This is a genomic window from Ornithinimicrobium pekingense DSM 21552, assembly GCF_000421185.1.
In the GTDB taxonomy this organism is placed as follows: Bacteria; Actinomycetota; Actinomycetes; order Actinomycetales; family Dermatophilaceae; genus Ornithinicoccus; species Ornithinicoccus pekingensis.
Map to the genome: position 1 here is coordinate 175,369 of NZ_ATWJ01000013.1, position 18,243 is coordinate 193,611.

Consider the following 18,243-nt stretch of genomic DNA (forward strand, 5'->3'; position numbering starts at 1 on the left):
CGGGCGACGGGAGCGGGCGGGCCTACAGTTGCCCCATGGGCCGCGAGTACGACCAGGACACGACCGTCGGCAACAGCACGCTGCGCATCCGCACCCGCGGACGCGCCGTGCTGTCCAACCCGATGACCAACCGCGGCACGGCGTTCACCGCCGCCGAGCGCGAGGACCTCGAGATCGACGGGCTGATGCCGACCGGCTTCACGACGCTGGAGAACCAGACCCGACGCGTCTACGAGCAGTTCCGCTCCAACAAGTCGATGCTCGGCAAGTTCCTGACGCTCAACGCGCTGCGCGACCGCAACGAGGTGCTCTTCTACCACCTGCTCTCCAGCCACCTGGAGGAGATGCTGCCGGTCATCTACACGCCCACGATCGGTGAGGCGATCGAGCGGTTCAGCTCGACCTACAACCGGCCGCGCGGGGTCTTCCTGTCCATCGACCACCCCGAGAAGATCGAGAAGAGCCTGCTCAACTACGGGCTGGGGGCCGAGGACGTCGACCTGATCTGCGTCACCGACTCCGAGGGCATCCTGGGCATCGGCGACCAGGGGATCGGCGGCATCCAGATCGCGATCGGCAAGCTGTCCGTCTACACCGCGGCGGCCGGGATCCACCCGCGCCGCAGCATCCCCGTCGTGCTGGACACCGGCACCGACAACCTCGGCCTGCTCTCCAACGACCTCTACCTCGGCGAGCGCCACAGCCGCGTGCGCGGCCAGCGCTACGACGACTTCATCGAGCAGTTCGTGCAGACCGTCACCCGGGTCTTCCCCAACGCGATGATCCACTGGGAGGACGTCGGCACCGCCAACGCCTACCGGATCCTGGACCGCTACAAGGACGAGGTCTGCACCTTCAACGACGACATCCAGGGCACCGCCGCCGTCGTGCTCGCGGCGCTGCTCGCGGCGGTCGAGGTGACCGGCGTCGACCTGGACGACCACCGGATCGTGGTCTTCGGCGCGGGCAGCGCGGGTATGGGGATCGCCGGCCTGGTGCGCGACGAGATGCTGCGGACCGGACGCTCGGAGACCGAGGAGGAGGCCTACTCCCGCTTCTGGCCGATCGGGATCCAGGGCCTCTACCTCGAGGGCGACCACCGGCTGCACGACTTCCAGAAGCCGTGGGCGCGCAAGCGGCTCGACATCGCCGGCTGGGACGTGCAGGACCCCGAGCGCATGACCCTGCTCGACGTGGTCCGCAACGTGCGCCCGACCATCCTCATCGGCACCTCGACCCGGGGCGGCGCCTTCACCCGTGAGGTCGTCGAGGAGATGGCCCGGCACTCGACGCGGCCGATCATCTTCCCGCTGTCCAACCCCACGAGCCGGGCCGAGGCGACGCCGGCCGACCTGCTGGAGTGGACCGAGGGCCGGGCCCTCGTCGCGACGGGCAGCCCGTTCGAGCCCGTCGACGTCGAGGGCGTGCGGCACACGATCGCCCAGTCCAACAACGCGCTGATCTTCCCCGGCCTCGGCCTCGGGGTCGCCGTGAGCCGGGCGTCGCGGGTGACCGAGGGCATGATCTCGGCCGCGGCCAAGGCGCTCGCCGGCATGGTCAACACCTGGCGGCCCGGCGCCCCGCTGCTGCCGAGCATGAGCGACCTGCGGCTGGTCTCGGCCACGGTGGCGATCGCCGTGGTCCGGCAGGCGAGCGAGGAGGGCGTGGCCCAGGTGGCCGTCGAGGACCCGATCCAGCAGGTCTACGAGCGCATGTGGCAGCCCCGCTACCCCGACATCGAGGCCATCTGAGCCGAGGACCGGCCCCGCGAACGCGCCGAGTGACCCACCTTCGCAGCGCCGGACCGCGGACCGAGCGACCGACGTGGGCCGCTCGGCACATCTCTCAGCGAGTGTCGCGGCGGTGGACCAGCAGCGAGAGCCCCAGCAGCACCAGGCCGCCCAGCGACAGCGCCGCGCCGACCAGGGAGGGCGCGCGGAAGCCGTGGCCCGCGGCGATGACCAGGCCGCCGACGTAGGCGCCGAGGGCGTTGGCGATGTTGAGCGAGGAGTGGTTCATCGCCGCGCCGAGGGTCTTGGCCGGTCCGGCGACCGCCATCAGCCGCAGCTGCAGGGCGATGACCCACGCCGAGCCGGAGACCGCGACGAGGGAGAGCGTGACCAGCGCCGGCACCAGCCAGCGCGAGGTCTGCCAGAAGGCCAGCAGCGAGACGGCCGAGGTCAGCCCCATGAGCAGCAGGGTGCGCAGCACCGACCAGTCGCCCAGCCGGCCGCCGAGCCAGGTGCCGACGACGGAGAACGCGCCGTGGACGAGCAGGAACACCGGCACCCACGACCGGTCCAGCCCGGTGACGACCTCGACGGTGGGGGCGATGTAGGAGTACATCGCGAACATCCCGCCGAAGCCGACCGCGCCGATGAGCATCGTCAGCCAGAACTGCAGGCTGCCGAAGGCGCCCAGCTCGGTGCGGAAGGAGGCGTGCCGCTCGGCCGCGAACGCCGGCACCCACGCGCGCACGAGCACCGCGGTGAGCACGCCGATGACGGCCACCGCCCAGTAGGCCACCTGCCAGCCGAGCTGCTGCCCGGCCCAGGTCCCCAGCGGCACGCCCGCGACCATCGCGACCGGCAGGCCGAGCATCACGGTGCCCACCGCGCGGCCGCCGCGCCCGGGCGGGGCCAGCGCCACCGCCACCAGGGCGGCGAGCCCGAAGTAGGCACCGTGCGGCAGGCCGGCCAGGACGCGGGCGGCCAGGAGGGTGCCGTAGCCCGGCGCCAGCGCGGTCAGCGCGTTGCCCAGGGCGAAGACGAGCATCAGCCCCACGAGCACGCCGCGCCGCGGGAGCCGGGCGGCGCCCAGGGCGATCAGCGGCGCACCGACGACCACGCCCACGGCATACGCGGAGATGACGTGCCCGGCCGTCGGGATGTCGACGCCCACGTCCTCGGCGATCTGCGGCAGCAGGCCCATCGTGACGAACTCGGTGACGCCGACGCCGAAGCCGCCCAGCACGAGCGCGAGGACGACCAGCGCCAGCGTGCGGGCGCGGGGGGTGTCCGGGGGCGCGACGGGGGGAGCTGCGGGCAGGGTCAACGAAGGAGCCCTCTCTGGGCGGCACGACGGTGGGGGGTCCATCAAGGGTAGGCCCACCGGCGTCTCGTCGACGCCACCGTGCTACGGCCGCCCGTTCCCTGCCACAGTGGTCCCATGCTCACGCGCGTGGCGACGTTCAACGTGGAGAACCTCTTCGACCGGGCCCGGATCCTCGCCGCCGACACCTGGGAGGAGCACCGCGAGGACCTCGAGGCGTATGCGGTGCTCACCCGGATCCTGCAGCAGGAGCGCTACTCCGCGCAGGACAAGGAGCGGATCGCCGAGCTGCTGGTCGAGCTGGGGCTGGGCCGCTCCGACGAGGGCGAGCTGCTGCGGCTGCGGCAGAACCGCGGGCGGCTGGTGCGCCGCCCCCGGGAGGGCGGGCTCGTCGTCGAGGCCGACGGCCGCGGCGACTGGATCGGCTGGCTGGAGCTGCGGCGCCAGTCCCCCACCGAGCTGGCGCTGCGGCACACCGCCCAGGTCGTCGCGGACCTGGCCCCCCACGTGCTGGGCGTGGTCGAGGCCGAGGACCGGGTCGCGCTGGGCCGCTTCAGCCGCGACCTGCTCGAGCCCGCCGCGGGGTGGGGGTTCGAGCACGTCATGCTCGTCGACGGCAACGACGACCGCGGCATCGACGTCGGGCTGATGTGCCGCGCCGGCTACCCGATCGGGCCGATCACCAGCCACGTCGACGACCGCACCCCCGAGGGGCTGCGGGTCTTCTCGCGCGACTGCCCGGAGTACGAGGTCGCCCTGCCCGGCGGCGGACGCCTCGTCGTCATGGTCAACCACCTCAAGTCCAAGGGGTATGGCGGCCAGGCCGTCTCCGCGCGCTCGCGGCGGCGTCAGGCCACCCGCGTCCGGGAGCTGTACGACGCGCGTCTGGCCGCGGGCGACGACCTGGTCGTCGTCCTCGGGGACCTCAACGACACCCCGGACTCCGACGCGCTGGCACCGCTGCTCGGGGACGGCGGCCCGCGTGACGTGAGCGCCCACGGGACGTTCGACGACGGTGGCTGGCCCGGGACCTACACCACCGGGAGGGCGGGCAACAAGATCGACTACATCCTGTGCTCCCCGGCGGTCTTCGACGCGATCCGCGCCGGCGGGATGCACCGCCGGGGTGTGTGGACGGCCTCGGGGCGGTGGCCGATGTACGACACGCTGACCCGGGAGGTCGACGCGGCCAGCGACCACCACGCGGTGTGGGTCGACCTGCAGCTGTGACCGCGCCGGTCAGCGTCCGCCGTTGGCCTCCGCGCGGGGCCGCACCAGGGCCACCAGGGTGACGCCCGACTGGGGCACCGTGGTGGTGCGGCCGACGACGGTCGCGTGGCCGTCCTCCACGGAGAACATCAGCACCGCGTCGGGCTGGCGCTCCAGGAAGTCGTCGAGCGTGTGCTGCTCGGTCAGCTTGGTCTGGCGCACCGCCATCCCCTCCCGGACGCGCTGCTCGAGCTCGGGCGCGGACAGCGCGGGGCGGAACGCCAGCCGCGCCGTCAGCTTGCGGGCCGTGCGCTGCTTGGCCTGGGTCGCGGTGGCCCCGCTCTCGGGGGAGCTGCGCCGGCGGCTGCCCGACCCCTGCTCCTCCGCCTCCTCGTCCCGACGCTCGTCCTGCCGGCGCAGCTGGAAGGTCTGGGAGCTGCCGAGGGTGTGGGCGAACTCGCGGGCCGCCGTGGAGTTGGTGGCGTCGTCGTAGGTGGCGGCGACGAAGGAGCCGATGCCCGCGAGCTCCATGTCCTCCACCGCATACTCCGAGAGGATGTGCGTGCGCTCGACCCGCAGCCCGGCCATCCGGGCCTGGCTGACCTCGGCGGGCGACAGCGACACCAGCAGGGTCGGCACGCCCAGCCCCTGCAGGATCCCCGCGGCCTGGCGCGCCCAGACCGGCGCGCCGGCGAAGAGGATGCCGTTGGGCGTGGTGGTCGCCAGCCCCAGACGCTCGGCGAGGCGCCCGACGCCGAGGCCGTAGACGGCCACGGTGACGACGATGGTGACGAAGACCAGCGGGACGAGGTCGGAGGCCTCGGCGACCAGGGCGGTGAGCCGCTCGGCGTTGGCCTCCAGCTCCAGGGCCTCCAGAGGAGGCAGGTCGATCTGACGGGACTCCAGCACCGCGTTCTCGGCGGCGTGCTCCAGCTCCAGGGCGAAGATGCTCGTCACGGCGGCGGCGACGATGCCGCGCGGCGCCATGAAGGACAGCAGCGTGCGCTCCTCGCGGGTGGCCGAGGTCCCCAGCAGCCCGAGCCAGACAGAGGCGGGTCGCACCACCAGGATCAGCAGCGTCACGAAGACGAGCGCGATCGGCGCGACGGCCACGACCTCGGCGGGGGAGATGCGGCCGGCGAGCATGACGAACAGCGCACCGACGATCAGCACCTGCAGGTGCTCCTTGAACTCCCGCACGTGGTCCAGCCGCAGGCCGGGGCGGTTGGCCAGGTAGATCCCGAGCATCGTCACGGTGAGCAGCCCGCTCTCGGCCTGCAGCTGGTTGGAGACCACGAGGGCACCCACCGCCACCGCCAGGAAGACGACGCCCTCGAGGAAGTCGGGGATCCAGTGGCGGCGCATCGCCACCTCCAGGCCGACCCCGAAGACCAGGGTCAGCGCGGTGCAGATGAGCAGCAGCCGCCCGAGCATGACCAGGGCGGGCCCGATCGAGACCTCGGGGCCGCTGATGATCACCGTCTGGAAGACGAGGACGGCGAGCACCGCCCCGATCGGGTCGACGACGATGCCCTCCCACCGCAGCATCGAGGACACCCGCCGCGTCGGGCGCAGCTGGCGGACGATCGGGGCGATGACCGTGGGGCCGGTGACGACCAGGAGGGCGCCGATGAGCAGGGAGAGCTGCCAGCCGATGCCGGCCACCATGCCCGAGGCGGTGATGAGCACCCAGGCCAGCGCCACGACGACCGTGCACAGCCGCACCACCGCCGTGCCCAGCCCGCGCAGGTCGCGGAACCGCAGGGACAGCGACCCCTCGAAGAGGATGATGCCCACCGACACGCTCACCCCGGCGAAGAGCACGTCGCGGCCGAGCACCTCCTCGGGCGTCACGACCTGCCCCAGGCCGAAGCCGACGACCAGCAGCAGCAGGATCGACGGCACCTTGGCCCGGTAGGCGAGGAGCTGGCACGCGGCGGCCAGCGCGAGCACCAGGGCGAGGTAGGGGGCGACTTGCACGCGTGCCAGTGTGCTGCATACCCGGCTCCCCGCGCAGGAGCGTGCCGCCGGGACGCCGTCAGCCGGCGACGGCCTCGAGGAGGCCGGCTGCGAGCAGCACCTCCACGGCCGCCCGCGTCTGCTCCAGCGCCGTGCCCTCCGGCGGCGGGCCGAAGGCTGTCTCGAGCACCTGCGCGAGCTCCTCGAGGGTCACCGGCCCGTCGGCCTGCTCGCGGATGAACGTGCCGAGCGCCGACACGCGGTGGACCTGCCCGTCGACCAGGACGAGGGACTCGCCGCCGCGGTGCAGCTCGTCGTGGGCGACCACGGCCCGCACGCTCACCACGGGTCGCCCCGCCCGAGGATCTCGGCCGCGACGGGCTCGAGGGAGGCGGCCTCGGCATACACGACGCGCTGCGCGCCGCCGGTGCGCTCGAGCACGTCGGCCAGCCACCGCAGGGGCCCCTCGGTGCGCATGAAGCCCGACGACTCGGGGGTGAGGGCGAGGACGGCGTCGAGCACGTCGAGCTGCTCCACGCGCGGCGGGCCGGGGTGGCCCACCTCGCGGCGGAGCACGACGACGCCGGCGAGCCACGGCGCGGCGACGGGGGCGGTGAGCCCCGCGGTGCCCGGTGGCTGCTCGTCCTTGGTGCCGGACCAGTCGGGGCGGCGGGTGGACAGCGGCTTGAGGTAGGGCACGACCGTCCCGTCCCGGCCGATCCCCACCGTCTCGTCGCTGACGTAGGCCCGGCCAGGTCCGAGCGCGCGGCACAGCGTCGTCTTGCCCGTGTTGCCCGGCGCCACGAACGCCGCCGTGGCCCCGGTGAGGGGGTCGGCCAGGCCGGCCGCGTGGAGCATGAGCAGCTCTCCGGCGCGCGCGGTGATCACGGCGTGGGTGATGCTCTGGGTGAGCCGCTGGAGCAGCCTGGGCAGGTCGCGGTCGTGGACCACGGTGTCCCGGCGCTCCCAGGGCTCCGGCCGGTCCTCGGGGACGACCCCGGCCTCGACGACCAGCGGCGGGGCCGTCGTGCCGGCGGCGGGCCCGGTCCCCTCGCGCAGGGCGAGGTGCCAGCGCTCGCGCAGCACCCGCGCGAGCTCCTCGGGCTCCTGCCCGGTGACCCGCACGTCGACGTCGGTGCCCAGCACGTGCAGCGGGACGATGTCGGCGGCGGAGGTCACGGCGTCACCCTACGTCTGCGCCCGTCGCCCGTCGCCGCGCCGCACTAGGGTCCAGGGTCATGGACGAGGTCACCGGCACGCCGGAGGAGGAGGCGCTGGCGCGGGCGGTGCACGCCGTGTATGCCGTCGAACCGGCGGAGTTCGTCGCGACCCGCAAGGAGTGGGTGACCCGTCTGCGCGCCGACAAGCTGCGCGAGGTGGCCCGGCAGGTGGCGGCGCTGCGCAAGCCGACCGTGTCCGCCGCCGCGGTCAACGCTCTGGTCCGCGCGGACGACCCGGTCGTCGCCCGGCTCGAGGACGTGGGCGCCAGGATGCGTCACGCCCAGTCCACGCTGGACGCCGCGGCGCTGTCGGCGCTGCGGGACGAGCGCGACGAGGTGCTGCGCGCCTGGGTGGCGGCGGCGCGCGAGCATGCCGGTGGCGCGCTCACCGCCGCGGTCGAGGCGGAGGTGCGCGACACCGCCGTGGCCGCCCTCGCCGACCCGGCCGCCACCGAGGTGGTGACCAGCGGGACGCTGACGCGGGCGCTGTCCTACAGCGGGTTCGGCGAGGTCGACGTCGCCGACGCCGTCGCACGGACCAGCACGGGGGTGATGCTCAGCCGCATCGAGGGTGGCCGGGGGGCGGACGAGGGCGAGGTCGCGGAGGACGAGGACGAGGAGGACCTCGCGGAGGGCGGCACCGAGGAGGTGGTCGCGGACGATGACGCCGAGCCAGACGAGGACGACGCGGAGGACGAGGACGCCGGCGCCGAGGACGAAAGCACCGAGGCTGCCGGCGAACCCGAGGCCGACCTCGCCACCCTCGAGATGGAGCTGGACGAGGCCGAGAAGGTCGTGGCGGCGGCCCGTGCCGCACGCCGCACGGCCGTCCGCGAGCACGAGGCGGCGCAGGAGCGGGCGACCTCGGCCGCCGAGCAGGTGGCACAGGCACAGCGGCTGCTGGAGCAGGCCCGGTCGGCGCTGGAGGAGGCCGAGGCCGAGCAGGGACGCACCACCGCGGCCCTGGAGGAGGCCGAGGAGGAGCTACGCCGCAGCCGTCAGCAGCGGGACACCGCCCGGGCGGCCCTGGAGGAGGCCGAGGACGGCTGAGCCGCCTGGCACAGGGCCCTCTCGCCGGTCACCACGCTCGTGCGCCACGCTCGTGCACCGCTGTCGTGACACGACGGTCGTCACCACGACGGGCGTGTCACGACAGGACGGCACGAGGGTCCGCCAGACGTCACCGCCCGGCGTCCCCCGCGGCAGTCGTCCCGTGGGGCAGGCGTCGTCAGCGGCGCGTGTCGACGGAGCGGATCAGGCGCCAGGCGAGCGGGAACGCCGCGGCGGCCAGGCCGGCCTTGACCAGGCCGGGGAGGATGAAGGGCGTGACGCCGTAGGCGGCGATCGTGGCCGGGTCGCTCAGGCCGAGCACGGCGGCCATCCACGGGACGCCGACGAGGAAGGGCGCGACGGTGGCCAGGCAGAAGCCGGCCATCGCCAGCAGCGGCCGGCGGTCCCACGCGCGCTCGGCGAACCACCCGGCGACCGCCGCGGCGGCGATGAAGCCGACGATGAAGCCGAAGGACGGGGCGAGCACGTAGGCCGGGCCGCCCGCGAAGCCGGCGAACCACGGGACACCGGCCAGGCCGGCCACCAGGTAGGTGGTCAGGGCGGCGGCACCGCGACGCATGCCCAGCGCACCGCCGACGAGGATGACCCCCAGCGTCTGCCCGGTGATCGGCACCGGCCACATCGGGATGGTCACCTGGGCGAGCAGCCCGACGACGACGGCTCCGGTGACGACGAGCGCGACGTCGGTCATCGTCGAGCTGCGGGCGACCAGACGGTCGGCGAGCACGCCCGGGCGGGCGGCGAGTGCGGCGGTCGACACGAGGTGTCCTCCTGGGCGGGGCGGGCGGGAGACGAGCGATCCACAGCCTGCCACAGCCGGGGGCGCGCACGCACCGGGCCCGGTCGTCCTGAGCTCGCCCCCGGCCCGCCCCGGTGAGGTTGGCGGACCGGCGAGCGCACGGCATACGCTGGGGCTGCATCGACGCCGGTCGGCCCGCTCCTCGGGTGGGGCACGACCGGCGTCCGCCCGTCCGGACCACGAGCCGTGGCCGACCCCCGACGCGCTAGGAAGAGCCCCATGAAGATCGCCGTGCTGACCGCCGGGGGCGACTGCCCCGGACTGAACGCCGTCATCCGCGGTGTGGTGCTCAAGGGCGACCGCATCTACGAGCACGAGTTCGTGGGCGTCCGTGACGGCTTCCGCGGCCTGGTCGACAACGACATCGTGCCGCTGCCCCGCCAGCGCGTGCGCGGCCTGTCCAAGGTCGGGGGCACGATCCTGGGCACCTCGCGCGTCAGCCCGATGACCAACGGCGGCACCGACCGCGTCAAGGAGGTCATGGACCAGCACCACATCGACGCGCTCATCGCCGTCGGCGGCGAAGGCACGCTGACGGTGGCCCGCATGTTCCACGACGCCGGCATCCACGTGGTCGGCGTGCCGAAGACCATCGACAACGACCTGTCGGCGACCGACCGCACGTTCGGCTTCGACACGGCGGTGTCGGTGGCGACGGAGTCGATCGACCGGCTGCGCACCACCGGCGAGGCGCACAGCCGGTGCATGGTCGTCGAGGTCATGGGCCGCAACGTCGGCTGGATCGCCCTGCACGCCGGCATCGCCTCGGGCGCCCACGCGATCCTCATCCCCGAGGTGCCCGTGACGCGCCAGCAGCTCTTCGACTGGGTCCGGCATGCCATGGACCGCGGCCGTGCGCCGGTCGTCGTGGTGGCCGAGGGCTTCACCTTCGCCGGCGAGGAGGAGAAGGTCGGCAGCGACCGCACCGACGGCTTCGGCCGCCAGCTGCTCGGGGGCATCGGCGACCAGGTCACGCGGATGATCGAGGAGGCCACCGGCATCGAGACCCGCAACACCACGCTGGGCCACCTGCAGCGCGGCGGCGTGCCCAGCTCCTACGACCGGGTGCTCGCCACGCGCTTCGGCACCGCGGCCGTCGACGCGGTGAGCAACCGGCTCTGGGGCACGATGGTGGCGCTGCACGGCATCAACATCGTCAACGTCAACCTGCGCGACGCCACCAGCGAGCTCAAGACGGTCCCCCGGGAGCAGTGGGACGAGGCGGCCATCCTCTTCGGCTGACCTGGCCGCCCTCCTGCGCGAAGGGGCGCCCGGACGGCGCGCCTAGGATCGGGGGATGACGCATCCCGGCCCCCCGCACGAGGCGACCGCACGCGACATACCCCTGCCCACCGCGGACGACGTCGACGCCGCCGCGGCGCGCATCGCCGGCAAGGTGGACCGCACCCCGCTGCAGCGCAGCGAGCGGTTGTCGGCGTCCACCGGGGCCGACGTGTGGCTCAAGCGCGAGGACCAGCAGCCGGTCCGCTCCTACAAGGGGCGCGGGGCCGCCAACCTCATCGCCCAGCTGGACGCCGAGCAGGTGTGGGCCGGGGTGGTGTGCGCGAGCGCGGGCAACCACGCCCAGGGGGTCGCCCACGCGTGCGCGTCGCTGGGCGTCAACGCGCGCATCTACCTGCCCGCGACCACGCCCCGGCAGAAGCGGGAGCGGGTGGCCGCGATCGGCGGGGACTGGGTGGAGACGGTGGTCGGCGGGGCGTCCTACGACGAGGCCGCGGCGGCCGCCCTGGACGATGCGCGGCGCACCGGCGCCACGCTGGTGCCGGCGTTCGACCACCCGCACACGATCGCCGGCCAGGGCACGATCGCCCTCGAGGTCGTCGAGGACCTGACGGCGGCCGGCCGACGGCTCGACGTGCTCGTCGTGCCGGTGGGCGGGGGCGGGCTGCTCGCCGGCTGCCTCACCTGGCTGCGGGAGCGCCACCCGCAGGTGCGCGTCGTCGGGGTCGAGCCCGCCGGCGCGGCGAGCATGATCGAGGCCACCTGGAAGGGCGGACCCACGACGCTGGCGACGATCGACTCCTTCGTCGACGGCGCCGCCGTGCGCCGCGCGGGCGACCGGACGTATGCCGTCGTCGCGCGCCACGCCCCCGAGCTGCTCGCCGTGCCCGAGGGCCGGATCTGCACCGAGATGATCGACCTCTACCAGACCGAGGGCGTCATCGCCGAGCCCGCCGGGGCGCTGGCCGCCTCCGCGCTGGACCGCGTCGGCGTCGAGCCGGGACAGACCGTGGTCGCCGTGGTCTCCGGCGGCAACAACGACCTGCTGCGCTACCCGGAGGTGATGGAGCGCTCGCTCATCGACCGCGGGCTCAAGCACTACTTCCTGGTCGACTTCCCCCAGGAGCCGGGGATGCTGCGCACCTTCCTCGACGAGGTGCTCGGCCCCGACGACGACATCTCGCTGTTCGAGTACGTCAAGCGCAACAACCGGGAGACCGGGCCGGCGCTGGTGGGGATCGAGCTGGGTCGCCGCCAGGACCTGCCCGGGCTGCTGGAGCGGATGGACGCCTCGTCGATGGACGTCGAGCCGATCCCCCACGACAGCCCGCTATTCCGCTTCATCCTGTAGCGCCCTGCGCCGGGACCCCGTCGCGGCGGGCACCTGTCCCGTGGTGCCCGCCGCGATCCCGCCACACCACCCTGTCCCGGGGTGCCCGCGTGGATGCCTGTGCGCTCAGCTCATCGCGTCGACATACTCCTCGCTGTGCCGCGGCGCCTGCGCCGCAGCGGCCGGACCGACGCGGCGCGGCCACCAGAAGCGCTCGCCGAGGACCCGCACGATCGCGGGCACGAGCACCGTCCGCACGACCAGGGTGTCGAGCAGCACGCCGATGCAGATCACCACACCGATCTGGGCCAGCACCACCAGCGGCAGGACGCCCAGGACCGCGAAGACCGCGGCCAGCAGGATGCCGGCGCTGGTGATGACGCCACCGGTGGCGCCGAGCGCGCGCAGCACCCCGTCGCGGGTGCCGTGCGCCCCGGCCTCCTCCAGCGTGCGGGTGATGAGGAAGATGTTGTAGTCCACGCCCAGGGCGACCAGGAAGACGAAGGCCAGCAGCGGCATGCTCGCGTCGATGGCCGCGAAGCCGAAGACCCCGGTGAAGAGCCACCACGAGACGCCGAGGGCGGCCGCGAAGGTGGCGACGACGCTGCTGACGAGGATGACCGGGGCCAGGACCGAGCGGAGCAGCCCCATGAGGGCGAGCAGGACGCCCGCCAGGATCAGCGGCATGACCTTCCACCGGTCCTGCAGGCTGCCGGCGTCGGCGTCGGCGCCCGAGGCGTCGCCACCGGTGACGTAGACCTCCGGGCCGTCGGTGCCGTCGGTGCCGTCGAGGGCGGAGCGGATGTCCTCGACCGTCGCGCGCGCCTCGTCGCTGCCGGGCTCGGCGTCGAGGACGACCTGGACCTGCCCGATGCCGGCCGCGGGGGCGACCGGGGTGGCCTGGTCGACGCCGTCCACCCCGGCGACCGTCGCGGCGAGGTCCTCCAGGACCGCGGCGTCGTCGGTGCGCGTCACCACGAGCACCGGGTCGGAGGCACCGGCCGGGAAGGACTCCCCCAGCCGCTGGGCGGCCGTGATCGCCTCGGGCGTCTCCAGGAACTGGTCCTCCTGGGCCAGGCCGCTCTGCAGCTGGGTCAGGCCGAACGCCATGGCGGCCAGGACGGCCAGCGTGCCGGCGATGTAGGCCACCGGGGCCTTGGCGACGGCGTCACCGACCCGGCGCCACAGCGACCGCGACTCGGCCAGCACCGACTGGCCCTCGCGGGGCACCTGGGGCCAGAAGATCCAGCGCCCGAAGATGACCAGGGCCGCGGGCAGGACCACCAGCACCGCCAGCATCGCCACGACGACGCCCACGGCGCTGGCCAGGCCGAGGCCGCGGGTGGACGGGAAGACCGACAGGAGCAGGCACAGCACGCCGATGACGACGGTGCTGGCGCTGAAGATGATGGGCTCGGCGGCCCGCCGCAGGGCCACCCGCATGGCCTCGTAGCGGGACTCGTGCAGCCGCAGCTCGTCCCGGTAGCGGCTGATGAGCAGCAGGGCGTAGTTGGTGCCCGCACCGAAGACCAGCACGGACAGGATGCCGATCGTCGACTCGTCCCACGGCACGCCGAAGGCCTTGAGCACGTAGGTCGCGGTGGAGGCGGCGGCCTGGTCGGCGGCACCGACGACGGTCAGCGGGACGATCCACAGCACCGGGCTGCGGTAGGTCACGATGAGCAGCAGCGCCACGACGCCCGCGGTGACGGCCAGCAGGGTGAAGTTGGCGCCGTCGAAGACGGAGGCGAGGTCGGCCTCGATGCCGGCCGGGCCGGTCACCCGGGCGGTGACACCCTCCGGCACGGTGTCGGCCAGGGCGGTGCGCAGCTCGGTCACCGCGTCCCGGGTGTCGGTGGACGTCGGCGCGTCGAGCGTGAGCACCCCGATGGCCGCCGTGCCGTCCTCGGCCGGGATGACGGGGAAGGCTCCCTCCGTCACGCCCGGCGGAGGACCACCGGCCTGGCCGCCCTCCCCCTCGGGAGCACCCTCAGGAGCACCCTCGGGAGCACCGCCCGACGGCGCCTGAGCGCCGCCCTCGGCGGCCTCGGCGACCTCGGCGGCCTCGGCGCCCTCCGGAGCCACGTCCTCGAGGACCTGCGCCAGCTCGGGCAGCTGCTCGGTGATGTCGCCGTCCTCGACGGTGAAGAGGACGATCGCGCTCTTGGCCCCCTCGTCGGGCAGCTCGTCGAGCAGGGCCTGGCCCTGCGTGCTCTCGAACCCCGCGGGCAGCTGGTCGAGGGAGGAGGCGTCGCGCTCGGCCTGGCCGACGCCCACGATCATGCCGACCGCCAGCGCCATGCCGAGCAGGGCGACCAGCCACGACGAGCGGCGGTTGACGATCAGATCGACGATGCGCGACATGGGTCCGGCCTTCGGGGTAGTCTGTGGCTGTCTCGGCAAGTATCTAAGTAAATGAGATACTTCGCGAAGGAGACGCTACCACCCCATCCCGATCGGTGCAAGGTTTGTCACAGGTTAGTCATATGTCGTCGGACGAGGGTCCGCAGACGCGCTGGGTGCAGGACTGGCAGCGCAGCGAGGTCCTCGACGCCCTGCGCCGGCTGCTGAGCACCAGCGGTCGGGTCGGGCCGGCGATGGCCCGTCGCGCGGAGCTGACCCACACCGAGCTGTCCGCGCTGGAGCACGTGATGGAGGAGCCGCTCGGGCCGACCGAGCTGGCGCAGCGCCTGGGCGTGACCTCGGCCGCCGCCAGCGGCATCGTCGACCGCCTGGTCGCCCGCGGCCACGTCGAGCGGCAGCCGCACCCGACCGACCGACGCCGCACCGCGGTGGTCTGCACGGCCGGCGGGCGCGAGGAGCTCATGGGCCACCTCATGCCGATGTTCGTCGGGCTCGCCGCGCTGGACGCCTCCCTCACCGAGGAGGAGCGCACGGTCGTGCTGCGCTTCCTCACCGAGGCCGACCGGGCCGTCGGTCGGCTCCTCTGAATGACGGCTATCCTGGGTCGGTGACTTCCCACGACGCCCCCGCGGGCGGTCGGACCGCCGCGGCCATCACGGTCTCCGACCGGAGCTCCGACGGGCGGCGGGAGGACACCTCCGGCCAGCTCCTCGTCGAGGCCCTCCGCTCCTACGGGTATGCCGTGGACGCCCCCGTGGTCGTGCCGGACGGCGTCGACACCGTCGCCGGCGCGCTGCGCGACGCGGTCGCCGCCCGGCACCGCCTGGTCGTCACGACCGGCGGCACCGGGATGGGGCCGCGCGACCTGACTCCGGAGGCCACCCGCACCGTGATCACCCGCGAGAACCCCGGGCTGGCCGAGCTGCTCCGGCACGAGGGTGCACGCCATACCCCCTATGCCGCCGCGTCGCGCGGCGTGGTCGGCGTCGTCGACTGGCCCGACGGGCAGGGCGTCGGCGGCACGCTCGTGGTCAACCTGCCCGGCCGCCCGTCCGCCGTCACCGAGGGGATGGACGTCATCGGCCCGCTGCTGGGCCACCTCGTCGACCAGGTCGCCGGAGGTGACCACTCGTGACGTCCGGCCCCCTGGTCGACCGCTTCGGCCGCGTCCACCGCGACCTGCGCATCTCGGTGACCGACCGCTGCTCGCTGCGCTGCACCTACTGCATGCCCGAGCAGGGCGTGCCGTGGCTGCCGCGGGACACGATGCTGACGACCGAGGAGGTCGTACGCCTGGCCGGCGTGGCGGTCTCCCTCGGCATCGAGGAGATCCGCCTCACCGGCGGCGAGCCCCTGCTGCGGCGCGACCTCGTCGACGTCGTGGCCGGGCTGGCCGCGCTCGAGCCCTCCCCCGAGATCTCGATGACCACCAACGGCGTCGGCCTGGCCAAGACCGCCCGGGCGCTCGCCGACGCCGGTCTCACCCGCGTCAACGTCAGCATCGACACGCTGCGCCGCGACATCTTCCTGGACCTGGCCAAGCGCGACCGGCTCAAGGACACCCTCGAGGGCATCCACGCCTCCGCCGAGGCCGGTCTGGTGCCGGTCAAGCTCAACACGGTGCTCATGCGGGGCGTCAACGACCACGAGGCCCCGGACCTGCTGGGCTTCGCGCTGGAGCACGGCTACCAGCTGCGCTTCATCGAGCAGATGCCGCTGGACGCCCAGCACCAGTGGGACCGCACCCAGATGATCACCGGCGAGGAGATCCTCGAGCGGCTGCGCGTCCGCTACGACCTGACCCCGCTGCCCGACGAGGCCCGAGGCAGCGCCCCGGCAGAGCTGTTCCTCGTCGACGGCGGGCCGGCCACGGTCGGCGTCATCGCCTCGGTGACGATGCCCTTCTGCGGCACCTGCGACCGGGTGCGGCTCACCGCCGACGGCATGGTCCGCAACTGCCTGTTCGCCACGGGCGAGACCGACCTGCGCACGTCGCTGCGGGCCGGCGCGTCGGACGAGGAGCTGGCCGACCTCTTCCGCGCCTCCATCGGCGCCAAGCTGCCCGGGCACGGCATCAACGAGCCCGACTTCCTCCAGCCACCGCGCCCGATGAGCCGTATCGGGGGCTGACGTGGCCCCGGGCGCGCCGTCCACGACCAGCAGCACCGGTGACGCGCGCCCGGCCCCGCTGAACCCCGCGGGCCTGACCCCCGGCTACTTCGCCGGCGTCATGGCCACCGGCATCGTCTCGATCGGTGCGCAGCTGCGCGGCTTCACGCTGCTCGCCACCGTGCTCTTCTGGCTGGCCGTGGGCTTCTACCTGGCCCTCGTCGCGCTCACCGCCTGGCGCTTCGTCGCGCACCGCGACCGCATGTCCGAGGACTTCCACGACCCCGCCCGGGCGTTCGGGTTCTTCACCTTCATCGCGGCCACCGACGTGCTGGCGGCAGCGCTGGTCGGCGTCGGCCGCAGCGGCGTCGCGGCCGTCCTGCTCGGCGTCGCGGTGCTGGTCTGGCTGGTCCTGGGCTACGTCATACCGTGGACGGCCGTGCTCGGCAGCGACCGGCGCCCGATGCTCGACACCGCCAACGGCACCTGGTTCATCTGGGTGGTCGCCAGCCAGTCGATCGCGGTCGTCGCCGCCAGCCTCGAGCCGGTCTACGACGGGCTGCGGCACGAGCTGGCGATCCTGGCGGTCTTCGCCTGGTCGGTCGGGGTCGTGCTGTATGCCGCGTGCGCGGTCTTCGTCGCCCTGCGGGTGATGCTCTACCCCCTGGAGCCGCGCCACCTGGACCCGCCCTACTGGGTCGCCATGGGAGCGGTGGCCATCACGATCGTGGCCGGCGCCCGGATCGTGGAGATGAAGGACGCCCCGATGATCGACGTCACCCGCGACCTGGTCGCCGGCCTGTCCGTGGTGTTCTGGGCGTTCGCGACGTGGCTGATCCCGGTGCTGGTCGCAGCCGGGTTCTGGCGGCACGTCCTGCACCGCGTCCCGCTGGTCTACCAGCCCACGCTGTGGAGCATGGTCTTCCCGCTCGGCATGTACTCCGTCGCCGGCATCTACCTGGGCCGCGCCGACCGGCTGCCGGTGGTGGAGGCTGTCGGCACGCACTGGTTCTGGGTGGCCCTGCTGGCCTGGGTCCTCGTGGCCGCCGGGATGGGTGCCGACGTCGCCCGCAAGGTCGTGGCCGCGCGTCCGCTCACGTGACGGCGCGGACCGCACCCACCAGGCCCCACAGCGCCCACAGTCCGAGGGCCACGAGGAGCACCCGTGCCGACCAGGCGACGGCGGCCCGGGCGCCGGTGGACAGCGTCGGCGCGAGGCGCTGGTGGACCAGCCCGACGACGACGGCCAGGCCCAGGAGCGGCAGCAGGAGGCCCGCCAGCACCCACACCAGCAGCAGGGGCGCGACATACCTCAGGCGCGCCGTGGCGAACCAGGACCCGGGCGCGAGCCAGCGTTCGGCGAGGAGGGCGAGGAGCGGGACGAAGACGGCCGGCAGGGCCACGAAGAGCAGCACCGGCAGCCAGTCCGGCCCGAGGATCCGGAAGTCGCGGCCCTGGGGGTGGACGAGGAAGGCGCCCACGACCACCGCGCCGCCCAGCGTGAGGGAGGCGACGCGCACCGCCGGCGCGCCGAGGGCGAGCCGGCGCAGCGCCAGGTAGAGGAGCGCACCCGTCAGGCCCGCCTGGACCGCCGCGCCGAGCAGGTTGAGGGTCCCGCTCGCCGTGAGCTGGCCGATGCGGAAGCCGTCGTCGGTGATCCGTCCGGCGTCCTCGGGGTTGAGCCGGGCCAGCAGCCCCATGGCGAGCCGTCCCCCGACGCCGCCGACGACCAGGCCGACGACCGCCCCGGCGAGCGATGCCGCGGCGAGGGCTCGCACGACCCTCTCGAGCGCGGGTCGCGGCGGAGGAGGCGCAGGGTCGAGGACCTGCTGGCTCTGGGCTGTCGGCACGGCGGCAGCCTAGGGCCGCCGAGGCCTCGGCCGGAAGGG

At 73.9% G+C, this 18,243-nt stretch carries 16 protein-coding genes; 9 read left to right on the forward strand and 7 right to left on the reverse strand.

Annotated features, from left to right (window positions below; translation table 11 throughout):
* The first annotated feature begins 35 nt into the window (after positions 1 to 35).
* A complete protein-coding gene (locus K330_RS0115160; RefSeq protein ID WP_022922665.1) occupies positions 36 to 1,751 on the forward strand; it encodes an NAD-dependent malic enzyme in 1,716 nt (571 codons plus the stop codon).
* 94 nt (positions 1,752 to 1,845) lie between these two features.
* On the opposite strand, the gene K330_RS0115165 is transcribed toward K330_RS0115160, so the two are convergent.
* The gene (locus K330_RS0115165; protein ID WP_022922666.1) at positions 1,846 to 3,054 is read right to left on the reverse strand and encodes an MFS transporter; all 1,209 of its coding nucleotides are present in this window, start codon (positions 3,052 to 3,054) and stop codon (positions 1,846 to 1,848) included.
* Between the two features lie 114 nt (positions 3,055 to 3,168).
* Between K330_RS0115165 and K330_RS0115170 the strand changes: the two genes are divergently transcribed.
* Entirely contained in the window at positions 3,169 to 4,281 is a 1,113-nt protein-coding gene (locus K330_RS0115170; RefSeq protein ID WP_022922667.1) for an endonuclease/exonuclease/phosphatase family protein, read from the forward strand.
* 9 nt (positions 4,282 to 4,290) lie between these two features.
* On the opposite strand, the gene K330_RS0115175 is transcribed toward K330_RS0115170, so the two are convergent.
* Genes K330_RS0115175 through K330_RS21685 form a run of 3 tightly spaced genes read right to left on the reverse strand, consistent with a single transcriptional unit; the run spans position 4,291 to position 7,398 of the window.
* Complete coding sequence (locus tag K330_RS0115175; protein WP_022922668.1) at positions 4,291 to 6,240, reverse strand: cation:proton antiporter; 1,950 nt, start codon at positions 6,238 to 6,240, stop codon at positions 4,291 to 4,293.
* A 58-nt stretch (positions 6,241 to 6,298) separates the two neighbouring features.
* On the reverse strand, positions 6,299 to 6,547 hold the full coding sequence (locus tag K330_RS0115180) for a PqqD family protein (RefSeq protein WP_156875838.1): 249 nt from the start codon (positions 6,545 to 6,547) through the stop codon (positions 6,299 to 6,301).
* A gap of 11 nt (positions 6,548 to 6,558) precedes the next feature.
* A complete protein-coding gene (locus K330_RS21685) occupies positions 6,559 to 7,398 on the reverse strand; it encodes a hypothetical protein (RefSeq protein WP_022922670.1) in 840 nt (279 codons plus the stop codon).
* A 59-nt stretch (positions 7,399 to 7,457) separates the two neighbouring features.
* Between K330_RS21685 and K330_RS22920 the strand changes: the two genes are divergently transcribed.
* Complete coding sequence (locus K330_RS22920; RefSeq protein ID WP_022922671.1) at positions 7,458 to 8,489, forward strand: hypothetical protein; 1,032 nt, start codon at positions 7,458 to 7,460, stop codon at positions 8,487 to 8,489.
* A gap of 178 nt (positions 8,490 to 8,667) precedes the next feature.
* Here K330_RS22920 and K330_RS0115195 read toward each other — a convergent pair whose 3' ends face one another.
* Positions 8,668 to 9,270: a biotin transporter BioY gene (locus K330_RS0115195; protein ID WP_022922672.1), complete on the reverse strand. Its 603-nt coding sequence runs from the start codon at positions 9,268 to 9,270 to the stop codon at positions 8,668 to 8,670.
* Positions 9,271 to 9,528: 258 nt separating this feature from the next.
* On the opposite strand from K330_RS0115195, the gene K330_RS0115200 reads away from it, so the two are divergent.
* Together K330_RS0115200 and ilvA are read left to right on the forward strand one after the other, a co-directional pair.
* Positions 9,529 to 10,551: a 6-phosphofructokinase gene (locus K330_RS0115200; RefSeq protein WP_022922673.1), complete on the forward strand. Its 1,023-nt coding sequence runs from the start codon at positions 9,529 to 9,531 to the stop codon at positions 10,549 to 10,551.
* 55 nt (positions 10,552 to 10,606) lie between these two features.
* A complete protein-coding gene (ilvA, locus tag K330_RS0115205) occupies positions 10,607 to 11,902 on the forward strand; it encodes a threonine ammonia-lyase IlvA (RefSeq protein WP_022922674.1) in 1,296 nt (431 codons plus the stop codon).
* Positions 11,903 to 12,007: 105 nt separating this feature from the next.
* On the opposite strand, the gene K330_RS0115210 is transcribed toward ilvA, so the two are convergent.
* On the reverse strand, positions 12,008 to 14,245 hold the full coding sequence (locus tag K330_RS0115210) for an MMPL family transporter (protein WP_022922675.1): 2,238 nt from the start codon (positions 14,243 to 14,245) through the stop codon (positions 12,008 to 12,010).
* A gap of 122 nt (positions 14,246 to 14,367) precedes the next feature.
* On the opposite strand from K330_RS0115210, the gene K330_RS0115215 reads away from it, so the two are divergent.
* From K330_RS0115215 to K330_RS0115230, 4 genes are read left to right on the forward strand one after another with little or no spacing between them, the layout of a single operon-like run.
* On the forward strand, positions 14,368 to 14,832 hold the full coding sequence (locus tag K330_RS0115215) for a MarR family winged helix-turn-helix transcriptional regulator (protein WP_022922676.1): 465 nt from the start codon (positions 14,368 to 14,370) through the stop codon (positions 14,830 to 14,832).
* A 20-nt stretch (positions 14,833 to 14,852) separates the two neighbouring features.
* On the forward strand, positions 14,853 to 15,380 hold the full coding sequence (locus K330_RS0115220; RefSeq protein ID WP_022922677.1) for a MogA/MoaB family molybdenum cofactor biosynthesis protein: 528 nt from the start codon (positions 14,853 to 14,855) through the stop codon (positions 15,378 to 15,380).
* On the forward strand, positions 15,377 to 16,375 hold the full coding sequence (gene moaA / locus K330_RS0115225; protein WP_022922678.1) for a GTP 3',8-cyclase MoaA: 999 nt from the start codon (positions 15,377 to 15,379) through the stop codon (positions 16,373 to 16,375). Before K330_RS0115220 ends, moaA begins: the two co-directional genes overlap by 4 nt.
* Before the next feature lies 1 nt (position 16,376).
* Positions 16,377 to 17,456 (forward strand): tellurite resistance/C4-dicarboxylate transporter family protein, encoded by a 1,080-nt coding sequence (locus tag K330_RS0115230; protein ID WP_022922679.1) that lies wholly within the window; start codon positions 16,377 to 16,379, stop codon positions 17,454 to 17,456.
* Here K330_RS0115230 and K330_RS0115235 read toward each other — a convergent pair.
* On the reverse strand, positions 17,449 to 18,204 hold the full coding sequence (locus tag K330_RS0115235; RefSeq protein ID WP_156875839.1) for a hypothetical protein: 756 nt from the start codon (positions 18,202 to 18,204) through the stop codon (positions 17,449 to 17,451). The genes K330_RS0115230 and K330_RS0115235 overlap by 8 nt on opposite strands.
* Between the last annotated feature and the right edge of the window lie 39 nt (positions 18,205 to 18,243).

Excerpts from the sequence above, each read along its gene's own strand:
- K330_RS0115160 (WP_022922665.1), top strand. The coding sequence starts at position 36 with ATGGGCCGCGAGTACGACCAGGACACGACCGTCGGCAACAGCACGCTG.
- K330_RS0115170 (WP_022922667.1), top strand. The coding sequence starts at position 3,169 with ATGCTCACGCGCGTGGCGACGTTCAACGTGGAGAACCTCTTCGACCGG.
- K330_RS22920 (WP_022922671.1), top strand. The coding sequence starts at position 7,458 with ATGGACGAGGTCACCGGCACGCCGGAGGAGGAGGCGCTGGCGCGGGCG.
- K330_RS0115200 (WP_022922673.1), top strand. The coding sequence starts at position 9,529 with ATGAAGATCGCCGTGCTGACCGCCGGGGGCGACTGCCCCGGACTGAAC.
- ilvA (WP_022922674.1), top strand. The coding sequence starts at position 10,607 with ATGACGCATCCCGGCCCCCCGCACGAGGCGACCGCACGCGACATACCC.
- K330_RS0115210 (WP_022922675.1), bottom strand. The coding sequence starts at position 14,245 with ATGTCGCGCATCGTCGATCTGATCGTCAACCGCCGCTCGTCGTGGCTG.
- K330_RS0115215 (WP_022922676.1), top strand. The coding sequence starts at position 14,368 with ATGTCGTCGGACGAGGGTCCGCAGACGCGCTGGGTGCAGGACTGGCAG.